The organism is Amycolatopsis sp. TRM77291 (genome assembly GCF_054166285.1).
This window is the reverse complement of record NZ_JBSZHF010000001.1, coordinates 2791245-2814178: the sequence shown is the minus strand read 5'-3', so window position 1 is coordinate 2814178 and position 22934 is coordinate 2791245. Positions and strand designations below refer to the sequence as shown.

The following is a 22934-nucleotide window of genomic DNA, read 5'->3' as shown; positions in this document are numbered from 1 at the left end:
GCGTAACTCGCGTGATCAGCGGCGTAACTCGCGAGTGTCGCTTCCAGACACGCGAGTTACGCGCCTGATCACGCGAGTTACGCCTTGACACACGCCGCATACCTTGTGTTCCCAGTCCGTGAAGGCCTCATTGAGGGACCCAGAGTCCCTCAATGAGGCCTTCACGGACTTCGGGCTGGCTCAGCCCCGACCGGGACCGTCCTGGCCGGGACGCCGTCGCCGCAGGTACCGCTCGAACTCGGCCGCGATCTTGTCCCCGCTCACGTCGTCCAGCGTGAACTCGGTCTCCGCGTCTCCGCGCTCCTCGAGCCCCCGGACGTACTCGCTGATCTCCTCGTCCTCCTCGGCCATCTCGGTGACCGTCCGCTGCCACTCCTCGGCCTGCTCGGGCAGGGCGCCGAGGGGGATCTCGACGTCGAGGACGTCTTCGAGCTTGTGCAGCAGCGCCAGCGTGGCCTTGGGCGACGGCGGATGCGAGACGTAGTGCGGCACGGCGGCCCAGATCGACACCGCCGGGACGCCCGCCTGCACGCAGTAGTCCTGCAGGACCCCGACGATGCCGGTCGGCCCCTGGTAGTTGTTCAGCTCCAGGCCGAACTGCGAAGCGGTGTCCTTGTCGTACGCCGTCCCGGTGACCGGGACGGGACGGGTGTGTGCGGTGTCGGCCAGAAGCGCGCCGAGGGTGACGACCGTGGCGACTTCCAGCTGCTGGATGTGCTCCAGCAGTTCGGCGCAGAAGGCCCGCCAGCGCATATTGGGCTCGGGCCCCTGGACCAGCACGATGTCCCGGTTGACGCCCTCCGGGCGGCACACCGAGAGCCGGGTGGTCGGCCAGTCGACCCTCCGGGTGACGCCGTCCACCATGCGCACGGTCGGTCTGCTGACCTGGAAGTCGTAGTACTCGTCAGGACTCAGCTCGCTCAGCGGGGTCGCATCCCAGTTGAGCTGGAGATGCTCGACCGCCCGGCTGGCCGCGTCACCTGCGTCGTTCCATCCTTCGAAGGCGACGATCATGATCGGCTTGCTGTCATCCGGGTGGTCGCGGCCGGGCCGCTGGGTCTCGTCGACGGGCTCACTCACCGGACCAGCCTACGACCAGGCGGCCAGGTGGCGTTGGGCATGTCCGGTGGCGTTTCGCCGGGGTGAACCGCACCGAGCCGACGTAACGCGACATTTCGGGCAGTGACCTCACCGCCGACGTGAATCCGTCTCGGCTACCGTGGGGTCGGAGAAGGCCCATCCGAACGTGAGGGGGAACCGTGACCGAACCGTCCACACTGGACGGACTCGCCGCCGTGCTGTGGGATATGGACGGCACGCTGGTCGACTCGGAGAAGCTGTGGGACGTCGCGCTCTACGAGGCCGTCGAAAGCCTCGGCGGCACCTTGACCGAGGAGCAGCGCCTGAGTCTCGTCGGGTCCAATATGGACGACACGGCCGCGTTCCTCCTCGAAGTGTGCGCCAAGCCCGTGACGCCCGAGTCGATCGCGGAGATGGGGGTGTGGATCCGCCGCCGCACGGCCAACCTCTTCGACGGCCCGCTCCCGTGGCGCCCCGGCGCTCAGGAGCTGCTCGAACTGTTGCGCGCCAACGGTGTCCCGATGGCGCTGGTCACCTCCACCGAACGCTCGCTGACCGAACTCGCGCTCAACACGATCGGCCGCGAGTACTTCGCCGCCACGGTCTGCGGTGACGAGGTCGATGGTCTGAACAAGCCGAACGCCCGGCCGTACCAGCTGGCCGCGGAGTTGCTGGGAGTCCCGGCTTCCCGGTGCGTCGCGGTCGAGGATTCGCCACCGGGCGCGGCTTCCGCTGCCGCGGCGGGCTGCACCGTGGTGGTGGTCCCGAACGACGTCGACGTCGAACCGGGTGAGCGGCGCGTGTTCCGCTCGTCGCTGGTCGGTCTCGACGTGCCCGCGCTGACCGCGCTCCTGCCCTGACCGCCATGTCGCATTTCCGCTAGACCCCGCCCGGTGCGGTCGGTGATGCTTGCCGGGTGCATGAGGATTTCGAGCGCTGTGTCCGGGCGGTCCAGTCGAACGACGCCCGGTTCGACGGCTGGTTCTTCACCGCGGTCCTGACGACGCGGATCTACTGCCGGGCGAGCTGCCCGGTCGTCCCGCCCAAACCGGAGAACATGACGTTCTATCCGAGCGCGGCGGCCGCGCAGGAGGCCGGGTTCCGGGCGTGCAAGCGCTGCCGCCCGGACGCGAGCCCGGGTTCGCCGCAGTGGAACGAGCGCGCGGACCTGGTGGCCAGGGCGATGCGGCTGATCGCCGACGGCGTCGTCGACACCCACGGCGTGCGCGGGCTGGCCGCCCGGCTGGGCTACAGCGTCCGGCAGGTGGAGCGGCATGTGCGCGCCGAACTCGGCGCCGGCCCGCTCAGCCTCGCCCGCGCCCAGCGGGCGCAGACGGCGCGGCTGCTGATCGAGACGACCGGGCTGTCGATGATCGACGTCGCCCTCGCCGCGGGGTTCGGCAGTGTCCGGACCTTCAACGACACCGTCCGCGAGGTCTTCGCGCTGTCCCCGACGGAACTGCGGGCCCGTGTCCGGACCGCGCCTGCCACCGCGCCCGGGACGCTGAACCTGCGCCTGCCGTACCGGAAGCCGTTGTTCCCGGACAACCTGTTCGGGCATCTCGTCGCGACAGGTGTCCCCGGCGTCGAAGAATGGCGCGACGGCGCGTATCGCCGCACCCTGCGGCTCCCGCACGGCCCCGCCGTCGTCGCCCTCAAGCCGGAGGACGGCTACATCGGCTGCCGGCTCACCCTGTCGGACCTGCGGGACCTCTCGACCGCGATCAGCCGTTGCCGCCGCCTGCTCGACCTCGACGCCGATCCGGTCGCGGTCGACGAAGCGCTGGCGGCGGACCCGCTGCTCGCGCCCCTCGTGGCCGCCGCGCCGGGCAGGCGGGTGCCGAGGACCGTCGACGGCGACGAATTCGCCGTACGCGCCGTCCTGGGCCAGCAGGTGTCCACCGCCGCGGCCCGCACCCACGCCGCCCGGCTGGTCCTCGCGCACGGTGCCGCCATCGACGACCCGGACGGTGGCCTCACGCACGTCTTCCCGGACGCCGCCGCGCTCGCGGACATCGACCCGGAAAGCCTCGCTATGCCGCAGAGCCGCAAGCGGACCCTGCTCGGCCTCGTGGCCGAACTGAACGAAGGCGACCTCGACCTCGGCGCGGGTAGCGACTGGCAGCGAGCCCGCGAGCGACTGCACGCGCTGCCCGGCTTCGGCCCGTGGACCGTCGAGAGCATCGCGATGCGCTCGCTCGGCGATCCGGACGCCTTCCTGCCGACCGACCTCGGCGTCAAGGTCGCCGCGAAGGGTCTCGGGCTCGGCCCGGCCGCGTTCGCCGCGCACGCCGAACGGTGGCGACCGTGGCGCGCCTACGCCGTGCAACACCTCTGGGCGACCGGAGATCACCCCATCAACCGGCTGCCCGCCGCCTGAGTCCCGAGGAGCGCCATGCGCACGCACACCTTCATCGACAGCCCGTACGACAAGCTGACCCTGGTCGCGGACGGCGAGAGCCTCTGCGGGGTCTACATGGTCCAGCAGCGGCATCGCCCGCCCGAGGAGACGTTCGGCCATCCGGATCCGGGCTCGCCGATCTTCGTGGACACCGAGAAACAGCTGAAGGAGTATTTCGCCGGTCAGCGTAAGGACTTCGATCTCCCGCTGAGCTTCGGCGGCACCGCGTTCCAGCGGATGGTCTGGGAAGGTCTGCTCGGGATCCCGTATGGCGAGACGGTCTCCTACGGGCAGCTCGCCGACCGGCTCGGCAGGCCCACCGCGTCGCGCGCGGTCGGCCTCGCGAACGGGAAGAACCCGATCAGCATCATCGTGCCGTGCCATCGGGTGATCGGCTCCACCGGCGATCTCACCGGTTACGGCGGCGGCGTCGAACGGAAGCGGCGGCTGCTCGACTTCGAGCGAGGTGGCGCGGCGCTGTTCTGAAGTGTGACGCGACCGGCACCACACCGGCCCGGGGCAGCGCGGCGCGGGCGCGGATGGAAGGATCTCCAGACTGTGAAGACCTTCGATGAGCTGTTCGCCGAGCTTGCCGACCGCGCCCGCACGCGGCCCGACGGTTCCGGCACCGTCGCCGCGCTCGACGCGGGAGTGCACGCGCAGGGCAAGAAGGTGCTCGAAGAGGCGGGCGAGGTGTGGATCGCCGCCGAGCACGAATCCGACGACAGGCTCGCCGAGGAGATCTCACAGCTGCTGTACCGCGTACAGGTGCTCATGCTCGGCCGAGGACTGTCGACAGAGGACGTGTACCGGTACCTGTGACGCGTTCGCGTCCGGAGAACCAAGGAGAAGCAATGCTGCGTGTCGCCGTGCCGAACAAGGGAGCCCTCGCCGCCGCCGCGTCGGAGATGCTCGGAGAGGCCGGCTACCGCAGGCGACATGAGGCCCGCGACCTGACCGTGCTGGACACCGTCAACGAGGTCGAGTTCTTCTTCTTGCGTCCCAAGGACATCGCGATCTACGTCGGCTCCGGCGAGCTGGATCTCGGCATCACCGGCCGCGACCTCGCGCTCGACTCCGGCGCCCCGGTCGAGGAGATCCTCGGCCTCGGCTTCGGCGGTTCCACCTTCCGGTACGCCGCACCCGCGGGCCGGGAGTGGAAGGCCGAAGACCTGCAGGGCAAGCGGCTCGCGACGTCGTACCCGCGCCTCGTGCGCGAGAACCTGAAGCAGCACGGAGTGGAGGCGGAGGTCATCCGCCTCGACGGCGCCGTCGAGATCTCGATCCAGCTCGGCGTCGCCGACGCCATCGCGGACGTCGTCGAGTCCGGACGTTCGCTGCGCCAGCACAACCTCGTGGCCTTCGGGGATCCGATTTGCGTGTCGGAGGCGGTGTTGCTGCAGCGGGCGGGAACCGAGCACACCCGGCCGAAGGACCAGCTGAAGGCACGGCTGCAGGGCGTCGTCTTCGCCCAGCACTACATGATGCTGGACTACGACTGCCCGCGTTCGCTGCTCGACGCGGCCATCGCGATCACGCCGGGGCTCGAGTCGCCGACCGTCGCGCCGCTGGCCCACGACGACTGGGTGGCCGTGCGGGCGATGGTGCCGCGCAAGGAGGTCAACCGGATCATGGACGAACTCGCCGAGACCGGCGCCAAGGCCGTCCTGGCATCGGACATCCGGGCCTGCCGCCTGTGAGACGTCGTGAGTGGTAAGGACGGTTCTAACCGTCCTTACCACTCACGAGCTCAAGGTGTCAGCGGGGACGGTTGGGTTTCTTGGGCATGAGGTCGTAGAGCTTCTTGCGAGCCCCGTTGTCCTTCGCGCTGCGGGTCACCGACACCTCGGTGATGAAGTCCTCGAAGACGAACTCCTCGTCCGCGGGCACTATCGCCGCGGCCGGATAGTTCTGCAGATAGCCGTCCAGTGTCGCCGCGATCTCCCGGAACGACAGCGCCTGCAAGGTTTCCGGCGCGTAGGTCGTCACCGGGACGCCGTGCGCGGCGGCCTCGTTCATCACGACGCCGAGCGGGACGTGCGACAGCATCGGGATCCCGAACGCGTACAACTCCTGCAACGCCGCCGCCGCGTAATGCGAGATCGGGCGGCGGTACAGACCGGGTACGAGACCGTAGTAGGCGATCGGCGGACGGCCGACGGTCTGTTCGACGTAACGCACCTGGTCCGAGAGCAGGCGCAGGGCACGGATGCTCGTCCGGTCCGGCTGCACGGGTACGAGGATCCCGTGCGAAGCGGCGAGCGCGTTGTTGGTCAGGACGTCGAGCGCGGGCGGGCAGTCGATGATGATGTGGTCGTAGTTCGCGAACTGGATGACCCTGGCCAGCTGCCAGCCCGGTACCCGGAACTGGTCCAGCCGCCGGATCAGGTCGAACATGCCCGGTGAGGTCGGGATGACGTCGAACGCGCCGCCCCGGCCGAGGTTGCTGCGCGGATGCCGCACGGCGAGTTCCTCGATCGGCCCCTTCCACACCTTGGTCAGGGCTTTCGCGAGGCTGGGCATGTCGTGTGCCACCTCGTCCAGCCCGAGGAGTTCGGTGGTCGCGTGGCCCTGTGGGTCGAGGTCGATCAGCAGCACCCGGCGGCCGCGTTCGGCCAGTGCGGCCGCCGCGCCCACGCTGAGTGAGGTCTTGCCGACCCCGCCTTTCTGGTTGACCACCGAGGTGATCTGCATGCCGAAGCGCTCCCTGTGTCTGTTGTTCCGGGAAGGCTATTGGAAACCCGCCGAGAAAGCGCGTCTATCAGCCCGCCTGTCGCGGTCGCACCAGGAGGGCCTGCGCTCCGGAGGCGATCGGGCCCGAGGCGTCGTGCAGCGTGGTGGTCGCCGTGCCGATGCCGTTCGGGCCGACCAGGGTGGCCGCGTCGACGCCGATCCAGTCGCCCAGCGGCGGGCGGCGGAGGTGCACCGTCAGCTCCGAGTTGATGAACCACCACTCCCGCGGGTCCAGGAAGTTCGAGATCCCGTTGCCGGAGTCCGCGAGGACGAACAGCCGCTGCAGCGGGCTCGGCTTCTCCCCGTCGACGAGGGCGACGCGCTGACGGCCCCAGACGGTCGCCGGCCCCGCCGCGTCCAGCGCGCCCTTGACGCGCCGCCACTCGACGGCGTCGAGGTACCCGCCGTGCCAGCCCTCCGGCCAGGAGGACGTCGGCAGCCCCTCGGGCGAAGGCAGCGCCGGACCTTCCGCGGTGGCCACCGCCGTGGTGTCCGAGGTCGCGATACGCCAGGCCGACGCACGGGCGACGACCCGCTCACCGTGGGCGAGCTCGGCCACCAGCCACTCGACCGACCGGCCCGGCCGCTCCACCCAAGCCCGCACCGAAAGCTCCTTCAGCGGCGCGGGCCCGAGGATCTCGACCGTCACCCGCGCCAGCTGACTCGCGTGGGGCGCCTCGACCTCTTCGAGCGCGCGCACCAGCAACGCCGACGGCGGCCCGAAATGCTGCGCGTCCGGGGTCCAAGGGCCGGCGGTGTGCGGGGTCGGGAGGAAGACGCCGTCACCTGACGGCACGTAGAAGGCTTCTGTCACAAGGGCACTCTAGGCCGTGCCCGGTGAGTCCGGTTCGTGGTCTCCGCGCCCACGCGGCCCCTGACGGCACGGGCGGTTCACCCGAGTACGACCGGTACGAGAGAGAACCGCCCGCGCCGCCAAGAACCACCTGGATCACGAAGCCCATCGAACGGACTCACCGGGCACGGCCTAGTCCGCACGGTCCAATACGGACTCTTCGCCGGGATCGGGCTCCGGCCAGCCCGGATACGGCGGGGGAGTACCGCCGTACTGCGGGCAGAGCGCCTGGTGATCGCACCACGCGCAGAGTTTGCTCGGATTGGGGCGGAAATCGCCGGTCTTGCCCGCCTTGAGGATCGCCTGCCAGATCGCCTCCAGCGTGCGCTCGAAGCGGATCAGCTCGCCCTCGTCCGGCGTGTAGGCCAGGGACTGCCCGTCGGTGAGGTACATCAGTTTCAGCTGGCGCGGCACGACGCCGCGAAGCCGCCACAGGACCACGGCGTAGAACTTCATCTGGAACATCGCCTTGGCCTCGCCGATCTCGCGGGGCGCGGCGCCGGTCTTGTAGTCGACGACCCGGATCTCTCCGGTCGGCGCGACGTCCAGCCTGTCGACGTAGCCCCGGAGCAGCACTCCGGAGCCGAGCTCGATCTCGACGTGCAGCTCGCACGCCTCCGGCTCCAGACGGCGCGGATCTTCCAGGCCGAAGTAGGTGTCGACGAGCTGCTCGGCCGACGAGAGCCACGAGGTGACGGCTTCGGGGTCGTCCTGGTCGAACAGCTCGATCCATTCCGGACGTTCCGCGGACAGGTCCTCCCACGCCGGCGCGAGCAGCTCCTTGGCCTGCGGCGGCGTGCGATCGGCCTGGGGAAGGGAGAACAGGCGCTCCAGCACGGAATGCACCAGCGTGCCGCGCAGCTGGGCCTTCGTCGGGATCTCGGGCAGTCTGTCGACCGCGCGGAAGCGGTAGAGCAGCGGGCACTGCTTGAAGTCGCTGGCACGCGACGGGGACAGGGCCGGCCGACGGCGCGGGACTTCAGCGCCGGGCGGCGGATCGGCGGTGACCGTGTCGGTGTCGGGCATGGGGTGAGCGTATCGCCGGGCACCGACAGTTTCGGGACCGCGACGCACCGGAGCGGCATGACCGACACCACCCGGACGGGAAGGGCGGGTTACGGGCAGCCCACATCCGGGCATCTACGCTCTGACACATGGCGGTGACGGGTGAGCAGGGCCCGCCTCGACGAGGCGTGGCACCGGAGGGTGGGCTCCTGCTGTTCCGGGTCTCCGGGATCCCCGTGCTGCTGGCCCCTTCGTGGTGGATCGGCTCCCTGATCATCGTGGTGCTGTACACGCCACTGGTCGGCCGGATCCTGCCCGGCGCGACGACGCTGACCTCCTGGCTCCTGGCGGCCGCGTTCGCGGTCTTACTCGGACTCTCGGTGCTCGCGCACGAACTCGGGCACTGCCTGGTCGCGCTGCGGCTCGGCATCCCGGTCCGGCGCCTGCGGCTGTTCCTGCTCGGCGGCCTCTCCGAGGTCGCCAGGACACCCCGCGAGCCGAGGCAGGAAGGGCTCGTCGCCGCCGCGGGACCGGTCGTTTCGCTGCTGCTCGGCGGTTTCTGCGGTCTGCTCATGTTCGCCGTCCCGTCGGAAAGCGCGGCGTGGCTGCTGATCGCCGAATGCGCCGTCGCGAACTTCGCCGTCGGGATCTTCAACCTCCTTCCCGGGCTTCCGCTCGACGGCGGCCGCCTGGTCCGCGCCGGAGTCTGGGCGGCGACCGGGCGTCGCGAGAAGGGCACGCGGGCGGCGGTCGTCGGTGGCGGGATCGTCGCCGCCGGACTGGTCGTCTGGGCGCTGTGGGGCTTGGCGGCGGGCAGCGAGGACCGCTGGCTCCGGCTCGGTGTCTGCGTCGTGACGGCGTGGTTCGTGGTCCTCGGCGCCCGAAGCGAACTCGCCGCCGAAACCCGCCGGGGGTGGCCGGAAGGCGTACGGCTGAGCGAACTCGTCCGTCCCGTCCTCCAGTTGCCGGCGGAAAGCCCCGTCTCCGACGCGCTGGCCGCTTCGGCCGGCCGCGGGGTGGTCCTGGTGCGAGCCGACGGCGTCGCGGCGGGCCTGCTCGACGAGACGGCCGCCGCGCAGCTGGCCGGAACGTCGCCGCACGCGCCCGCGGAGATGGCCGCCGAGCCGATCCGCGCCGACACCGTGCTGCTCTCGTCGGAGTCGGGGGAGGAGATCGCCGAGCGGGTCCGGGAAACGGCCGCGTGGCAGTTCCTCGTGGTGGACGACGAGGGCAGGCCCGCGGGGGTGCTCAGGCGTGAGGACCTGCGCGCCGCGATGACCCGGAGCCGACCCCCGGCGTAGCGCGGTACGGCCACCTGCGAGGATCGGACGTCGATCATTCGCGCGTATGGAGGTTCAGTGTCGGTCCGAGGGCCGTTTCGTGTTGGTGACCGGGTTCAGCTGACCGACTCCAAGGGGCGGCACTACACCATGGTCCTCGCCGAGGGACAGCAGTATCACACCCATCGCGGCGCGCTGGCGCACGACGACGTGATCGGCGCGCAGGAGGGTTCGGTCGTCACTTCGGCGGGAGGCAGCCACTATCTGGCGCTTCGCCCGCTGTTGCCGGATTACGTGCTGTCGATGCCGCGTGGCGCGCAGGTGATCTACCCGAAGGACGCCGCGCAGATCGTGATGTGGGGCGACATCTTCCCGGGCGCGCGGGTGCTCGAGGCGGGCGCCGGCTCCGGCGCGCTGACTTGTTCGCTGCTGCGGGCGGTCGGTTCGGAAGGGACCGTGCAGTCCTACGAGATCCGGGACGACCACGCCGAACACGCCGAGCGGAACGTCGAGAAGTTCTTCGGGCACAAGCCGGACAACTGGTCGCTGACGGTCGCGGACCTGTCGACGCACACCGGCGAGGTGGACCGCGTCGTCCTCGACATGCTGGCGCCCTGGGACCAGTTGGAGACGGTCGCCGCGCACCTGGTGCCGGGCGGCGTGCTCACGGTCTATGTGGCGACGGTCACGCAGCTTTCCCGGATCACGGAAGCCCTGCGGGACCAGCAGTGCTGGACCGAGCCGGAATCGTGGGAGACCCTCATGCGGCCGTGGCACGTCGTGAGCCTCGCGGTGCGGCCGGACCACCGGATGGTCGCCCACACCGCGTTCCTGCTGACGGCGCGCCGTCTCGCGGACGGCACCGTTTCGCCGCGGGTGCACCGCCGCTCCGGCAAGGGCTGATCAGTAGAGCCGGTCTTGAGTGGAGTTTCGGGCTCGAGCCGAGCCTGTCTCGCGTTCCTGCCGGCTTCCGGCCGCGGTCGAGAACGGCCAGCCCTGGCCCGCGGGTTCTGGAGGTGGTGTCGCGAAAGCCACCTTCGGGACATCAGACGTCTCGAAAGTGGCTTTCGAGACATGATCGCCGGGGCGGTGCCGGACAGACTTTCGCAACCCCTCGGGCCAGGCCCAGCCCTCAGCGGGAACCCGAGAGAAACCCCGGACGTCAGGGCACGCACCACTTCCCGCCCTGTTTCCTGAGCGGGAACGGGGTGTCCTTCTGACCGCCGACGCCTTCGACGTGGACGGTCACGGTGGCGGAATCGCCGCTGACCACCGGCGGATCCGGGACGGTCGCGCTCACCTTGCCCGCCGCCGCCCATTTCCGGCCGAGCTCGGCCAGATCGGCCGACGACTGCTGGACGCAGGTGAGTTTCCCGTACGCCGTCGCGTCGTGGTTGACGATGGCCGCCGCGATCGCCTTGCCGACCACCTCGACCGCCGCCACGTCCGGATCCACCGGAACGGGGCGGGACGAAGCCGGCGCCGGCGAGGGCGCGCCGGTGCTCGACGCGGCCGGGTCGGAGCCGGAGGGGGCCACCAGCAGCAGCCCCACCACGACCCCGGCCACGACCGCGCCACAAACCACCGCCACGGCGGTCAGCTTGTGGCTCACCGTCACGGACAGGTCACTTCTTGTCGGCCTTGATGTCCTTGAGGCACCACAGGTTCGATTCCTTGGCCGCCGTGATGGTGCCTTCCGCCATCTTGGTGCCCTGGGTGGCGCGGTAACGGCCGGTCGCCCGGTCGCCGCTTTCCTTGGCGGGCTCGGTGATCTCGAGCTTGATGGGGTCGAGCGGCTTGCCCTCGTCCTTGGTGTTCTCGCTGCGGCAGATCAGATCGAGGAACGTCTTCTTGTCGCCCGCGCTGTAGGAGGTCGCGGCGCTTTCGAAGACTTCCTGCGGGGTGGCCTTGCCGCCGGGCGCCGGACCGGAGCTCTTGGTCGACGAAGTGCTCGGCGAGCTGGACTTGGTCCGGGTCGAGCTCGGCTTCTGCGACGACGAGGACGGGGCCTCCGACGGGGCCGCGCTGCTGGTGGGCGGCGCGGCGGTCTGGCTGTCGTCGCCCGAGTTCAGCGCGATGACCAGCGCGGTGACACCGCCACCGACCAGCAGGACCGCGCCGATCGCGATGCCGACGATCAGGCCGGTCTTCTTTTTCTTGGGTGGCTCCCCACCGCCGTAACCGCCTTCCTGCGGGTAAGCGTTGAAGCCGCCCTGCTGCCCGTACGGATCCGGCTGGCCGAACTGCTGCGTGCCGCCGGGGTATCCCTGCTGGGGCTGAGGACCGCTCTGCGGGTAGCCGCCTTGCTGCTGGCCGTACGGGTCCTGTCCGTACTGGCCGCCACCGGGGTATCCCTGTTGCGGCTGGGGGCCGCTCTGCGGGTACCCGCCCTGCTGGCCGTACGGATCTTGTCCGTAGCCGCCGGGCTGCTGCGGCGGGTAAGTCATGGCTGGTGCCCCCTAGCTGTTCTGCGAAAATGCTCAACATGACCTGCGGGTCCGCCTCCCCGGCGAACGTCGCCCGATGCTAGCCATCGAGCCGGATCGCCGCTCGATTAGGGCCGAACTGATACCGGAAGCCCGTTTGCACCCGGACGGAGCCGGGTATTCCGCCGCAGGTCAGGGCAGGTGGACGGATTGTGACCATGAGTGCGCCGGACCCGGCACCGGGATGGCCTCTTGCGCGGCGCGAAGGTACGTGCTGGCGGGCCCTCCGGAACGCGACGCGCCGATCTTGTGATGCGGAAAGGCCTTTTATTGTCGGTGATCGCCGGTACCGTGGAATGAAAAGCACTCCGAGGAGGTGCCCGATGCATCATGACCTTCCCGGAGGTCGGCGCGAGGAGGCCGACCCTTCAGAAACGACCGGAGCTGGAACCACGTCCGACGAGCAGGCACGTCAAATCCGCTTCCTCGAGGAGGAAGTCGCCCTGCTGCGCCGGAAGCTCACCGATTCGCCACGTCAGAACCGAGTGCTGGAGCAGCGACTCGCCGAGGCGTCGGAACGCGTGAGCCAACTCACGGAACGCAACACGAAACTGGTCGAGACGCTCCGCGAGGCGCGTGGCCAGTTGCTCGCGTTGCGAGAGGAGGTCGACAGGCTGGCCCAGCCTCCGAGCGGTTACGGCGTGTTCGTGACCGCGTACGAGGACAACACGGTGGACGTGTTCACCGCGGGCCGCAAGATGCGGGTTTCGGTCTCACCCGCGGTCGAGGTCTCGTCGCTTCAGCGCGGACAGGCGTTGCGGCTCAACGAGGCGCTCACCGTCGTCGAAGGCGGGGACTTCGAGCGGATCGGCGAGGTCTGCGCGCTGCGCGAGGTGCTGGCCCCGGACGTCGAGGGCGGCAGCCCCCGTGCGCTCGTGGTCGGGCACGCGGACGAGGAGCGGGTCGTCCTGCTCTCCGATCCGCTGGCCGAACAGCCCCTCAAGCCGGGCGATTCCCTGCTGGTGGACTCGAAAGCCGGTTACGCCTACGAGCGCGTGCCGAAGGCGGAGGTCGAGGATCTCGTGCTGGAGGAGGTGCCCGACGTCCGGTACGAGGACATCGGTGGCCTCACCCGGCAGATCGAGCAGATCCGCGACGCCGTCGAGCTTCCGTTCCTGCACGCTGATCTCTACCAGGAGTACCAGCTGCGCCCGCCGAAGGGCGTGCTGCTCTACGGGCCTCCTGGCTGCGGTAAGACCCTCATCGCCAAGGCGGTGGCCAACTCGCTCGCCAAGAAGGTCGCGGAAGCCCGCGGCGACGCGGCGGACGGGAAGTCCTACTTCCTGAACATCAAGGGTCCGGAACTGCTGAACAAGTTCGTCGGGGAGACCGAGCGGCATATCCGCCTGATCTTCCAGCGAGCCAGGGAAAAGGCCTCCGAAGGCACCCCGGTGATCGTGTTCTTCGACGAGATGGACTCGATCTTCCGCACCCGCGGTTCGGGCGTGTCCTCCGACGTGGAGACCACGATCGTCCCGCAGCTGCTTTCGGAGATCGACGGTGTGGAAGGGCTGGAGAACGTCATCGTCATCGGCGCCTCCAACCGCGAGGACATGATCGACCCGGCGATCCTGCGGCCGGGCCGGCTCGACGTCAAGATCAAGATCGAGCGTCCGGACGCCGAAGGCGCGAAGGACATCTTCTCCAAGTACCTGTCCGACGGCCTGCCGATCCACGCGGACGACCTCGCCGAGTTCGGCGGGGACGTGCGGGCGACCTTCGACGCGATGATCCAGCACACGGTCGAGCGGATGTACGAGGAGACGGACGAGAACCGGTTCCTCGAGGTCACCTACGCCAACGGTGACAAGGAGGTCCTGTACTTCCGTGACTTCAACTCGGGCGCGATGATCCAGAACATCGTGGACCGGGCGAAGAAGTCGGCCATCAAGTCGGTGCTGGAGACCAAGCAGCCCGGCCTGCGCGTGCAGCACCTGCTGGACGCGATCGTCGACGAGTTCGCGGAGAACGAGGACCTGCCCAACACCACCAACCCGGACGACTGGGCCCGGATCTCCGGCAAGAAGGGCGAGCGGATCGTCTACATCCGCACGCTCGTCACCGGCAAGAACCAGGATTCGGGGCGGGCGATAGACACCGCCACGAACACCGGTCAGTACCTGTAGGGCGAACCGAAGGGGCCCTTCACCGCGACACATGCGGTGAAGGGCCCCTTCGTGTCACACGGGTACAGGTTCCTCGACCTTCTTGCGCGGGCTCAGCCGTCCGTGCGCGGCCAGGATTCCCAGGACGACGAGCAACGCGCCGACGGGCTGGTTCCACGCCAGGGGTTCGTCGAGCACGAGAACGCCGAGCAGTACACCCACGACCGGTGTGAGGTAGGTCACGGCCGACGCGTTGGACGCGCCCCACGCCGCGATGATCGAGGCGTTCCACGCGTAGGCGAGCCCGGTGCCCAGGGCGCCGAGCGCGATCATGCTGAGGACGATCGGCGTGTCGAGGCGCACCGGCGTCGTCGCGATGAACGGCGCGAGCACCAGCATCACGACGGCACCGCAGCAGACCTGCCCGAGCGCGATGGTCGGCGCGTCGAGGTTCCGCCAGGAAATGAACCGTCGCACGTAGACGAACGAGATGCCGTAGCAGGTCGTCGCGCCCAGGCAAGCCAGCTGGGCGGTCAGTTCGTGGGAGACGTCGATCCCTTGCCAGACACCGACGATGGTCAGCACGCCGAGGAAGCCGAGGACCAGGCCGGTCGTCCTGGCCTTGGTGAAGCGCTCGGACGGCAGGGCCGCGGCGGCGATGAGCATGGTGATCAGCGGCGTCGTCGCGTTGAAGATACTGGCGAGCCCTGAGGAGATGTACTGCTCGGCCCAGGAGAACAGCAGGAACGGGATCACGCACAGCAGAACGGAAACGACGGCGAGATGGCCCCAGAGCGCCGGATCGCGGGGGAGCGGCTTACGGCGCCACGCGGCGATCGCGATCAGTGCCAGCGCGCCGAGGCAGATGCGGGAGAGCGCCACCTGGGCCGGCGAGAGGCCGGTGAGGCCGACCTTGATGAACAGAAAACTCGCACCCCAGACGACCGCGAGCGCCGCGAACCGGATCGCGATACCAAAACGTCCCAATTGTCCTTCTCCTGAATCCTCAAGTCAGGACCCAGTGAAACCTGGAATTCTTCGGCGTTCCAGCGGTTTTCGGACGATGTGTCCGACGACTCGCGCGTGGCGGTCACCCGAATCACCTGTATAACGGCCTATACTTCGGGGCCGTGAGCGAATCTTCCGGGCGCCCGCGCGCGCCGATCACCGAAGCCGATGTCCTGGCGTGGCTGGAAACGACGGCCGCCGCCGTACGCGCGGGGGAGGTGAGCGCCCCCGAGCTCATCGAGATCCTGGGGGAGTTGCGCCGCGCTTCCGCGGCCTGCGCCGACGCGTCGGACTGGGCACTGCTCGCCGCCAGGGAGGAGGGCGCCAGCCTCCGTCAGATCGCGCCCGTCTTCGGCAAGGGTTACGTTCGGGCTCCGGCGGCGCGCCTCGAGAAGCTCCATCGGCAGGCGCAGAACTCGAGTCAGTGGCTCGCGATCCTCCGCCACAAGAACGAAGGAGCCCGGTGACAGACTCGGAAACCACCGTCGGCGACCGGATCGCCGTCGGGCTCGCGGCGCTCGGCAGGCCCGCGTACATCAACCTCGGCCGGGTCGGCGCGCTGCCGCCCGGACGCGACTTCGAGGCGATGCGCGCGGCGACCTACGACGTGCTGGACGACGCGTACCGCGCGGGCGTCCGCTGGATCGACGTCGCCCGTTCGTATGGTTCGTCGGAGGAGTTCCTCGCCGGCTGGCTCGCCGGCCGCGGCCACCCGGACGTCACCGTGTCGAGCAAATGGGGCTACCGCTACGTGGGGGAGTGGAAGCTCGACGCGGAGGTGCACGAGGTCAAGGAGCACACCGCGGCGCGGTTTGCCGGACAGTGGTCCGAATCCGTCGGTCTGCTGGGAAAGGCGATCTCGCTCTACCAAGTCCACTCGCTCACTGTGGACAGTCCACTGTTCACCGACGACCGCCTGATCGGCGCGCTGGCGGAACTCGCCGCGGACGGGGTGCCGGTGGGGTTCTCGACGTCCGGACCGTCGCAGGCGGACACGGTCCGCCGGGCGTTCGAGCTGGAGGTGGCCGGAACGCCGGTCTTCAGCGCCGTGCAGTCGACCTGGAACCTGCTCGAACCGTCCGCCGGCCCGGCGCTCGCCGAAGCGCACGCCGCCGGAAAACGGGTGCTGGTCAAGGAAACCGTCGCGAACGGACGTCTGGTGGTCGAGCCGCCGTCGCCGCTCGCGCGGATCGCGCGGGAGCACGGCGCGGGTCCGGACGCGGTGGCCATCGCGGCGGTGCTGGCGCAGGACTGGCGTCCGATCGCGGTCATCGGCCCGTCGAGCACCGCTCAGCTCGCGGAGAATCTCGTTGCCGCGAAGGTGAAACTCGCCGAAGACGAACTCGCGGAGCTGGCCGCGCTCGCGGAGGAACCGGTCGCCTACTGGCGGCACCGATCCTGCCTCGGCTGGCATTGAGGGGCTGGACTAGTCTCGCGGCAAACGTCAGGCGGAAGCCGGGAGGGCTCGAGGGTGCGTCATCGGCAGGTGTTCGCGGTGGCGACGGTCGCGCTGTTCGGTCTGTCGGGGTGCGCCGACCGTCCCAACGACCTCGACACCTACTACGACGATCCGACACCGACACCCACGGTCGAGCCGTCGCAGCCTTCGGTCAAGCCGCAGGCCAACCCGGTGCCGCCGTCGTCGACCCGGGCTCCTGTCGCCGCGGCCGTTTCCGCCGCGCTGCTGAGCGACGAGGACGTCGCCGAGGAAGAGGTCGTCCCCGGCGAGGGCAAGGTGTCCGGCTGTCTGACCGGGCTCACCCGGGACACGAGCCGCTCGATCGCGTGGTCGTATCCCAGCGGATCGACGCTGGAACATCAGGTCACCGAGTACACCGGTCGCGCCGCTTCGGACGTCGTCCTCCGGGCGGACTGTGACGGCAAGAAGGTCACTCTCGCGAAGCAAACCGGCATAGAGGTCCAGCGCGCGTGGTGCGACGGCACGACCTGCACGGTGTTGCTCGCCAAGGGGAAGCTCGTCTCAGCCCTCAGTGTCACGGCCGGAACCGAGGCGAGGGCGACGGAGGCGGCGAAGCGGCTGCTGCCGATCGTCGCGCAGCGCCTCCGTTCGGCCTAGCGGGCGTTCTCCCGCCGGAACCACTCCAGCGCGCCGAGACGGCCGTCCGGGATGAACCGGCTCTCCGGATCGTCGAGCCACGAACGCAATTCGGCCAGCGTCAGCCAACGTCCTTCGACGACTTCGGACGGCTGATGGACGAAGGGGCCGTCCCACCGTGTTTCGAACGCGAAGTTGTGGCAGCGGATCGTGTCGTCGTCGGTGACATGGACGAAAAGCGGCCGTAGTTCCGTTCCGTGGACACCCAGTTCTTCAGCGAGTTCCCGGCGCGCGCATTCCTCCGGTGTCTCACCAGCCGCGACGATGCCGCCCGCCCAGCAGTCCCAAGTGGAGGGATAGACGTCCTTCGTGGGCGTGCGCAGGTGCACGTAAACGGAGCTTCCGTCACTCGAACGGACCAACACCACGCCCGCCGCGTGCCAGAGTCCTTCGGCGCGGACCCGGGAGCGAGTGGCCGCTCCCACCACGGTTCCGCCGAGGTCATAGAGCGCAACGAGTTCGTCACTGCCTGACATGGGGGGCATCGTCGCACGGCCCGGACCCCGTAGGGTGGTGGGTATGCGGCGGATCATGGGAACCGAAGTCGAGTACGGCATCGCGGTGCCGGGCGACGCGACGGCGAACCCGGTACTCACCTCGACCCAGGTCGTGCTGGCCTACGCGGCAGCGGCGGATGTGCCGCGGGCAAGGCGGGCACGGTGGGACTACGAGGTCGAATCGCCCCTGCGCGACGCGCGCGGGTTCGATCTGACCGGCCCGAGCGGTCCGGGACACGACCCGGACGTCGAGGACCTCGGCGCGGCGAACGTGATCCTGACCAACGGAGCGCGGCTGTACGTCGACCACGCGCACCCCGAGTATTCGGCGCCCGAGGTGACGAACGCGCGCGACGCGGTCATCTGGGACAAGGCGGGCGAACGGGTCATGGAGGAGGCGGCGCGCAAGGCCGCCACGGTGCCGGGACAGCCGCCGTTGCAGCTGTACAAGAACAACGTCGACGGCAAGGGCGCGAGCTACGGCACACACGAGAACTACCTGATGCAGCGGTCGACCCCGTTCACCGCGGTGATCGCGGGGCTGACGCCGTTCTTCGCGTCCCGTCAGGTGATCACGGGTTCGGGCCGCGTCGGTGTCGGGCAGCAGAGCGAAGAAGCGGGTTTCCAGCTCTCGCAGCGCTCGGACTACATCGAGGTCGAGGTCGGCCTGGAGACCACGCTCAAACGCGGGATCATCAACACCCGCGACGAGCCGCACGCCGACGCGGACAAGTACCGCCGTCTGCACGTCATCATCGGCGACGCGAACCTGGCCGAGTACTCGACGTACCTCAAGGTCGGCACGACGGCGCTGGTGCTGGACCTGATCGAAGCGGGCATCCGGTTCGACGACCTGAAACTGGACGAACCGGTGCGGGCCGTCCACCAGATCAGCCACGACCCGACGCTGAAGGCGAAGGTGTCGCTGGCCAACGGGCGCAAGTACACCGGGCTGGACCTCCAGTTCGCCTACCACGAGATCGCGGCGGCGAACCTGGAGCGCACCGGCGCGGACGAGGCCTCCAAGGAGGTCCTGCGGGTGTGGGGCGAGATCCTGGACGCCCTGGCGCGGGACCCCCAGGAATGCGCGGACAGGCTGGACTGGCCGGCGAAGCTGCGGTTGCTCGAGGGCTACCGCGCGCGGGACCAGCTGGCCTGGGGCGCGCCGCGATTGCGGCTGGTCGACCTGCAGTACTCGGATGTCCGGCTGGACAAGGGCCTGTACAACAGGCTCGTCACCAGGGGTTCGATGAAGCGACTGGTGACCGAGGAGGAGGTGCTGGAGGCGGTCACGACCCCGCCTTCGGACACCAGGGCCTATTTCCGGGGCCGCGCGCTGGAGAAGTACGCCAACTCCATCGCCGCGGCGTCGTGGGATTCGGTCATCTTCGACGTCGGCCGGGAATCGCTGGTGCGGATCCCGACGTTGGAGCCGTTGCGGGGCACGAAGGCCCACGTGGGGAAGTTGCTGGACGACTCCGCGACCGCCGAGGAGCTGGTGGAGGCGCTCACCGGTTCGGACTAGCGGGATTTCCTTTCATCGGGGTTAAGCGATCACGGATCCCGCGGATTGTCGGGACCGCTGGGTAGGCTAGGAAACATCGGCCACACCGGGAGGCGAGATGGCTCAGGAAAAGATCGAAAAGCACGGCGGCGGCGACTCGGACGAAGAGTTCGAGGACGGCGGTCCGGCGGGTCAGGAACGGCGCGAGAAGCTCGGCGAGGACGTCGACACGATCCTCGACGAGATCGACGACGTGCTCGAGGAGAACGCCGAGGACTTCGTCCGCGCCTACGTGCAAAAGGGCGGCGAGTAACTCGTCTTCCGGCGGCCCCGGGCCGGGGCCGCCTGTGCGGAGCCGGCGGATCACACAGATTGGAACTTTGAGCACGTATGGAACACACCTCGGGTAAGTCGGCGCTGCCCGCCGCGTACTTCTCGTCGGCGACCTCGTCGTTCTCGGACTTCCTCCGGGCGCAGGCGCCCGAGCTGCTCCCGGAGCGGCGGGTCTCGGCCGGGGCGGGCGGGCTGGACGCCCCGCACGGGACGACGATCGTCGCGGTCAAGTTCGCGGGCGGGGTGCTGATCGCCGGTGACCGGCGGGCCACGTCGGGCAACCTGATCGCTTCGCGCGACATGGAGAAGGTCCACGTCACCGACGAGTACTCGGCCGTGGGCATCGCGGGCTCGGCAGGGCTGGCGATCGAGATGGTGCGGCTGTACGCGGTCGAACTGGCGCATTACGAGAAGATCGAGGGTGTTTCGCTCTCGCTCGACGGTAAGACGAACAAGCTCGCGGGACTGGTGAAGTCCAACCTCGAGATGGCGATGGCGGGGCTGGCCGTGCTGCCGCTGTTCGTCGGGTACGACCTCGACGCCGAGGACGCGAAGCACGCGGGCCGGATCGTCTCGTACGACGCCACGGGCGGCCGTTACGAGGAGAACGCGGGCTACCACGCCATCGGCTCGGGTTCGCTGTTCGCGAAGGGCTCGCTGAAGAAGCTGTACGACCCGGACGCGGACGCCGAAGCCGCGATCCGGACGGCGGTGGAGGCGCTGTACGACGCGGCGGACGACGACACCGCGACCGGCGGGCCGGATCTGGTGCGCCGGATCTTCCCGACGATCGTGACGGTCACCGCGGAGCAGGGAGCGGTGGCGTTGCCGCTCGAGCAGACGACCGCGGTGGCCGAGGCCATCGTGGCCGCACGAGCCGAGCGCGGGCGCTAGCCGTCCTTCCCCGTCCCTTCCCGATGAGAGCCCGAAAGAGCGGAGCACCACAGTGACGATGCCGTTGTACGCCTCTCCCGAGCAGCTGATGCGGGAGCGTTCCGAGATCGCGCGCAAGGGCATCGCGCGTGGCCGGAGCGTGGTCGTGCTCAAGTACCGCGGTGGCGTGCTGTTCGTGGCCGAGAACCCCTCGGCCACGTTGCACAAGGTTTCGGAGATCTACGACCGGATCGGTTTCGCGGCCGTGGGCCGCTACAGCGAGTTCGAGAACCTCCGCGTCGCCGGCATCCGGCACGCGGACCTGAAGGGCTACCAGTACGACCGGCGGGACGTCAGCGCGCGTGCGCTGGCGAACGCGTACGCCGCGACCCTTGGCAGCATCTTCACCGAGCAGCTGAAGCCGTTCGAGGTGGAGGTCTGCGTCGCCGAGGTCGGCGCGACCGCCGCCGAAGACCAGTTGTACCGGCTGACCTACGACGGTTCGATCTTCGACGAGCCGAAGTTCGTCGTGATGGGCGGTCAGGCGGACACACTCACCACGAAGCTCAAGGAGAGCTTCGAGTCGGACATGGAGCTGGAAGCGGCGCTCGGCGTCGCGGTGAAGGCGTTGCGCGCCAACACCCCCACTCCCGCGAACGGCGACTCGGACCCGGTGAAGCTCGAGGTCGCCGTCCTGGAGCGGGACCGGCGCGGCCGCAAGTTCCGCCGGGTCGCCGGTGCCGCGCTCGACGCGCTGCTGCCCGCCGAGCCGGAGGAGCCGAAGACGGATGACGCCGACGGCGACAAGCCCGACGGTGAGTCCAAGAAGGACTGAGCCTTTCGAAGTACGTGAAGGCCCCCTTCATTGCGCTAGACGCAATGAAGGGGGCCTTCACGTACTTGCGGGCCGCGTTGTATTGAGGGGCAAGGCAAAGGTGCCGGATGCGGTGGGCGGTCAACTCGCGGCTCTTCGCGGCATATGCCCAGGCCGCGAGGCTCACCAACGCGTAGTGAAGGCCTCCTTCCCTACCCTCAGAGCAGGGAAGGAGGCCTTCACTACCGCCGGGCCGGCTTTTCGCGGCGCCCATCCCGCCTGACGTTGCGAAACCTTTGCCTCACCCCTAAGTACACAGTGGACGCGCCCCGCCAGGATGGCGCCTACAGCCGGTAGATGGTGAGCGCGCTGGGCCGCGACCGGAAGCGGAAGTCGTTGCCGAGCGGACCGACCTCGCCGTCGGTGGCGACGCGGCGGTTGCCGTTCAGCAGCCGGACGTGCAGCTCCGGCACGTCGAGTTCCTGGTAGACGTGGCTGGCGTTGAGGCTGTTCGTGATCGTGGCGAGGATGAACCGCGCCCGCGAGTACGGCACGTCGGCGCGCAGGTAGCGGACGTCGAGAAGGCCGGTGTCGAGCGCTGGGCGGCGTGAAGGCGCGAACCCCTTCGGCGAGTAGGTGCCGTTGCCGACGAACAGCAGCCAAATGCTGGTGTGCTTGCCGTTGAGGGTCACTTCCAGCGGCTTCGCGCGCCGGAGGGTGCGGGCGAGCGCGATCGCCGCCGACGGCCACTTCGGGTGCCGTTTCTGCAGCCTTTCCCGGACCCGGACCATTTCCGGGTAGCCGCCGAGGCTGGCCGTGTTGACGAAGTAGCGGTGGTCGTCGTCGTGGTTGATCTCGACCTCGCCGAGGTCGACGCCGACGGCGTTGCCCGCTTCGGTGGCGGCGTCCGCGTCGGGCATCGAGCGCATGCCGACGTCCCGGGCGAAGTGGTTGAGGGTGCCCGCCGGGATGAGCGCGAGAGGCAGGTCGTGGTCGGCCGCGACGGCGGCCACGGCGGCGACGGTCCCGTCACCGCCGGCGACACCGAGCGCGCGCACGGTGTTGTGGCGGGAGGCGATCTCGTCGCAGAGCTGATCGCGCAGGTCACGCTTCGCGTCCGGGTAGAGGATGGTGGCCTTTGGCCAGGCGAACCGGGCTTCCTCGGTCGGATCCTGGCCGTCGATCCCCGAATGCGGGTTGACCAGGACGAGCATGTCCTCGCCGTCGCGCATCTCGGGTGCCTCGGCGGTGTGCGCGGTGCGGCCGGGGACATCGTCGTTCAGCGGCCACCAGTGCCGCGTCAGCAAGCCGGCGCCGACACCGATCCCGATCCCCACGCCGACGTCACTGGGCCAGTGGACGCCGGTGTGCACCCGGGAATAGGCCACGGCGGCGGCCAGCGGCACGAGGGCGGCGCCTGCCTTGGGCGATTCCATCGCGACGGCCGTGACGAAGGCGGCCGCGGACGCCGAGTGCCCGGACGGGAACGACGACGAGGTCGGCCGGCGGACGAGCCGCCGGTGCATCGGCACCTCTTCGGCCGCGGGACGGCGGCGGGGGAACAGCGGCTTGCCGACCAGGTTCGCCGCCGCGCTGGCCCCGGCGATGGCGGCCACGCCGCGGAGCGCTCCCCGGCGCGTCGGCCCCTTCTTCGCCGCGAGCAGGACCGCGACACACCACCAAAGCTTGGATTTGTCCGCACTTTTGGAGAGCGAGGTGATCACGTCGTCGGCCCTGCTCCTCGGCAGGGCCGCACTCCGTGCCATCAGCCGCCGATCGGTCCGTCCGACCTTGCGGAAAGGGCGCTTGAGCTGCTTTAACACGGGTTCCCCACTTCCGGGCCAGG

24 protein-coding genes are annotated in these 22934 nt (G+C 69.4%); 15 read left to right on the top strand and 9 right to left on the bottom strand.

Features of this window, described 5'->3' with window-relative positions; translation table 11 throughout:
- Positions 1 to 180: 180 nt before the first annotated feature.
- Positions 181 to 1080: a PAC2 family protein gene (locus ACXIZN_RS13330; protein ID WP_457954684.1), complete on the bottom strand. Its 900-nt coding sequence runs from the start codon at positions 1078 to 1080 to the stop codon at positions 181 to 183.
- Positions 1081 to 1259: 179 nt separating this feature from the next.
- Here ACXIZN_RS13330 and ACXIZN_RS13325 point away from each other — a divergent pair, with 179 nt between their 5' ends.
- The 5 genes from ACXIZN_RS13325 (at position 1260) to hisG (ending at position 5181) form a co-directional block, all read left to right on the top strand.
- A complete protein-coding gene (locus ACXIZN_RS13325) occupies positions 1260 to 1940 on the top strand; it encodes an HAD family hydrolase (protein ID WP_457954682.1) in 681 nt (226 codons plus the stop codon).
- A gap of 56 nt (positions 1941 to 1996) precedes the next feature.
- A complete protein-coding gene (locus ACXIZN_RS13320) occupies positions 1997 to 3460 on the top strand; it encodes an AlkA N-terminal domain-containing protein (protein WP_457954681.1) in 1464 nt (487 codons plus the stop codon).
- A gap of 15 nt (positions 3461 to 3475) precedes the next feature.
- The gene (locus ACXIZN_RS13315; RefSeq protein ID WP_457954680.1) at positions 3476 to 3967 is read left to right on the top strand and encodes a methylated-DNA--[protein]-cysteine S-methyltransferase; all 492 of its coding nucleotides are present in this window, start codon (positions 3476 to 3478) and stop codon (positions 3965 to 3967) included.
- Between the two features lie 72 nt (positions 3968 to 4039).
- Complete coding sequence (locus ACXIZN_RS13310; protein WP_034306611.1) at positions 4040 to 4303, top strand: phosphoribosyl-ATP diphosphatase; 264 nt, start codon at positions 4040 to 4042, stop codon at positions 4301 to 4303.
- A gap of 32 nt (positions 4304 to 4335) precedes the next feature.
- Positions 4336 to 5181 carry an ATP phosphoribosyltransferase gene (hisG, locus tag ACXIZN_RS13305; RefSeq protein ID WP_126732010.1) on the top strand — a complete coding sequence of 282 codons (846 nt, stop codon included), beginning with the start codon at positions 4336 to 4338 and terminating at the stop codon, positions 5179 to 5181.
- 58 nt (positions 5182 to 5239) lie between these two features.
- Here hisG and ACXIZN_RS13300 read toward each other — a convergent pair whose 3' ends face one another.
- The 3 genes from ACXIZN_RS13300 to ACXIZN_RS13290 form a co-directional block, all read right to left on the bottom strand.
- On the bottom strand, positions 5240 to 6175 hold the full coding sequence (locus tag ACXIZN_RS13300; protein ID WP_457954678.1) for a ParA family protein: 936 nt from the start codon (positions 6173 to 6175) through the stop codon (positions 5240 to 5242).
- Between the two features lie 67 nt (positions 6176 to 6242).
- Positions 6243 to 7028: a thioesterase family protein gene (locus ACXIZN_RS13295; protein ID WP_457954676.1), complete on the bottom strand. Its 786-nt coding sequence runs from the start codon at positions 7026 to 7028 to the stop codon at positions 6243 to 6245.
- A gap of 171 nt (positions 7029 to 7199) precedes the next feature.
- Entirely contained in the window at positions 7200 to 8093 is an 894-nt protein-coding gene (locus tag ACXIZN_RS13290; protein ID WP_005150226.1) for a RecB family exonuclease, read from the bottom strand.
- A 128-nt stretch (positions 8094 to 8221) separates the two neighbouring features.
- Here ACXIZN_RS13290 and ACXIZN_RS13285 point away from each other — a divergent pair, with 128 nt between their 5' ends.
- Positions 8222 to 9373, top strand: coding sequence for a site-2 protease family protein (locus ACXIZN_RS13285; RefSeq protein WP_457954674.1), 1152 nt, complete (start codon positions 8222 to 8224; stop codon positions 9371 to 9373).
- Between the two features lie 57 nt (positions 9374 to 9430).
- Entirely contained in the window at positions 9431 to 10255 is an 825-nt protein-coding gene (locus ACXIZN_RS13280; protein WP_007035384.1) for a tRNA (adenine-N1)-methyltransferase, read from the top strand.
- Between the two features lie 259 nt (positions 10256 to 10514).
- Here ACXIZN_RS13280 and ACXIZN_RS13275 read toward each other — a convergent pair whose 3' ends face one another.
- Positions 10515 to 10970, bottom strand: coding sequence for a hypothetical protein (locus ACXIZN_RS13275; RefSeq protein WP_457954672.1), 456 nt, complete (start codon positions 10968 to 10970; stop codon positions 10515 to 10517).
- A gap of 7 nt (positions 10971 to 10977) precedes the next feature.
- Complete coding sequence (locus ACXIZN_RS13270) at positions 10978 to 11799, bottom strand: hypothetical protein (protein ID WP_457954671.1); 822 nt, start codon at positions 11797 to 11799, stop codon at positions 10978 to 10980.
- Positions 11800 to 12161: 362 nt separating this feature from the next.
- Here ACXIZN_RS13270 and arc point away from each other — a divergent pair, with 362 nt between their 5' ends.
- The gene (arc, locus tag ACXIZN_RS13265; RefSeq protein WP_126732003.1) at positions 12162 to 13964 is read left to right on the top strand and encodes a proteasome ATPase; all 1803 of its coding nucleotides are present in this window, start codon (positions 12162 to 12164) and stop codon (positions 13962 to 13964) included.
- A gap of 54 nt (positions 13965 to 14018) precedes the next feature.
- On the opposite strand, the gene ACXIZN_RS13260 is transcribed toward arc, so the two are convergent.
- Positions 14019 to 14930, bottom strand: coding sequence for a DMT family transporter (locus tag ACXIZN_RS13260; RefSeq protein WP_457954669.1), 912 nt, complete (start codon positions 14928 to 14930; stop codon positions 14019 to 14021).
- Positions 14931 to 15073: 143 nt separating this feature from the next.
- Between ACXIZN_RS13260 and ACXIZN_RS13255 the strand changes: the two genes are divergently transcribed.
- Genes ACXIZN_RS13255 through ACXIZN_RS13245 form a run of 3 tightly spaced genes read left to right on the top strand, consistent with a single transcriptional unit; the run spans position 15074 to position 17028 of the window.
- The gene (locus ACXIZN_RS13255; RefSeq protein ID WP_125678154.1) at positions 15074 to 15418 is read left to right on the top strand and encodes a hypothetical protein; all 345 of its coding nucleotides are present in this window, start codon (positions 15074 to 15076) and stop codon (positions 15416 to 15418) included.
- Entirely contained in the window at positions 15415 to 16368 is a 954-nt protein-coding gene (locus ACXIZN_RS13250; RefSeq protein ID WP_457954667.1) for an aldo/keto reductase, read from the top strand. The genes ACXIZN_RS13255 and ACXIZN_RS13250 overlap by 4 nt, the downstream gene beginning before the upstream one ends.
- A 54-nt stretch (positions 16369 to 16422) precedes the next feature.
- Positions 16423 to 17028 carry a hypothetical protein gene (locus tag ACXIZN_RS13245; RefSeq protein ID WP_457954665.1) on the top strand — a complete coding sequence of 202 codons (606 nt, stop codon included), beginning with the start codon at positions 16423 to 16425 and terminating at the stop codon, positions 17026 to 17028.
- Here ACXIZN_RS13245 and ACXIZN_RS13240 read toward each other — a convergent pair.
- On the bottom strand, positions 17025 to 17543 hold the full coding sequence (locus ACXIZN_RS13240; protein WP_457954663.1) for an NUDIX hydrolase: 519 nt from the start codon (positions 17541 to 17543) through the stop codon (positions 17025 to 17027). The two genes, ACXIZN_RS13245 and ACXIZN_RS13240, sit on opposite strands and share 4 nt — an antisense overlap.
- 43 nt (positions 17544 to 17586) lie before the next feature.
- Here ACXIZN_RS13240 and dop point away from each other — a divergent pair, with 43 nt between their 5' ends.
- The 4 genes from dop (at position 17587) to prcA (ending at position 21109) form a co-directional block, all read left to right on the top strand.
- Positions 17587 to 19089, top strand: a complete 1503-nt coding sequence (gene dop, locus ACXIZN_RS13235; protein WP_457954662.1) for a depupylase/deamidase Dop — start codon at positions 17587 to 17589, stop codon at positions 19087 to 19089.
- A 97-nt stretch (positions 19090 to 19186) separates the two neighbouring features.
- Positions 19187 to 19381 (top strand): ubiquitin-like protein Pup, encoded by a 195-nt coding sequence (locus tag ACXIZN_RS13230; RefSeq protein ID WP_037319666.1) that lies wholly within the window; start codon positions 19187 to 19189, stop codon positions 19379 to 19381.
- 77 nt (positions 19382 to 19458) lie between these two features.
- A complete protein-coding gene (gene prcB, locus ACXIZN_RS13225) occupies positions 19459 to 20295 on the top strand; it encodes a proteasome subunit beta (protein WP_457954661.1) in 837 nt (278 codons plus the stop codon).
- Between the two features lie 52 nt (positions 20296 to 20347).
- A complete protein-coding gene (prcA, locus tag ACXIZN_RS13220) occupies positions 20348 to 21109 on the top strand; it encodes a proteasome subunit alpha (RefSeq protein ID WP_457954660.1) in 762 nt (253 codons plus the stop codon).
- 323 nt (positions 21110 to 21432) lie between these two features.
- On the opposite strand, the gene ACXIZN_RS13215 is transcribed toward prcA, so the two are convergent.
- The gene (locus ACXIZN_RS13215) at positions 21433 to 22911 is read right to left on the bottom strand and encodes a phosphatase PAP2 family protein (protein ID WP_457954658.1); all 1479 of its coding nucleotides are present in this window, start codon (positions 22909 to 22911) and stop codon (positions 21433 to 21435) included.
- Positions 22912 to 22934: the final 23 nt, after the last annotated feature.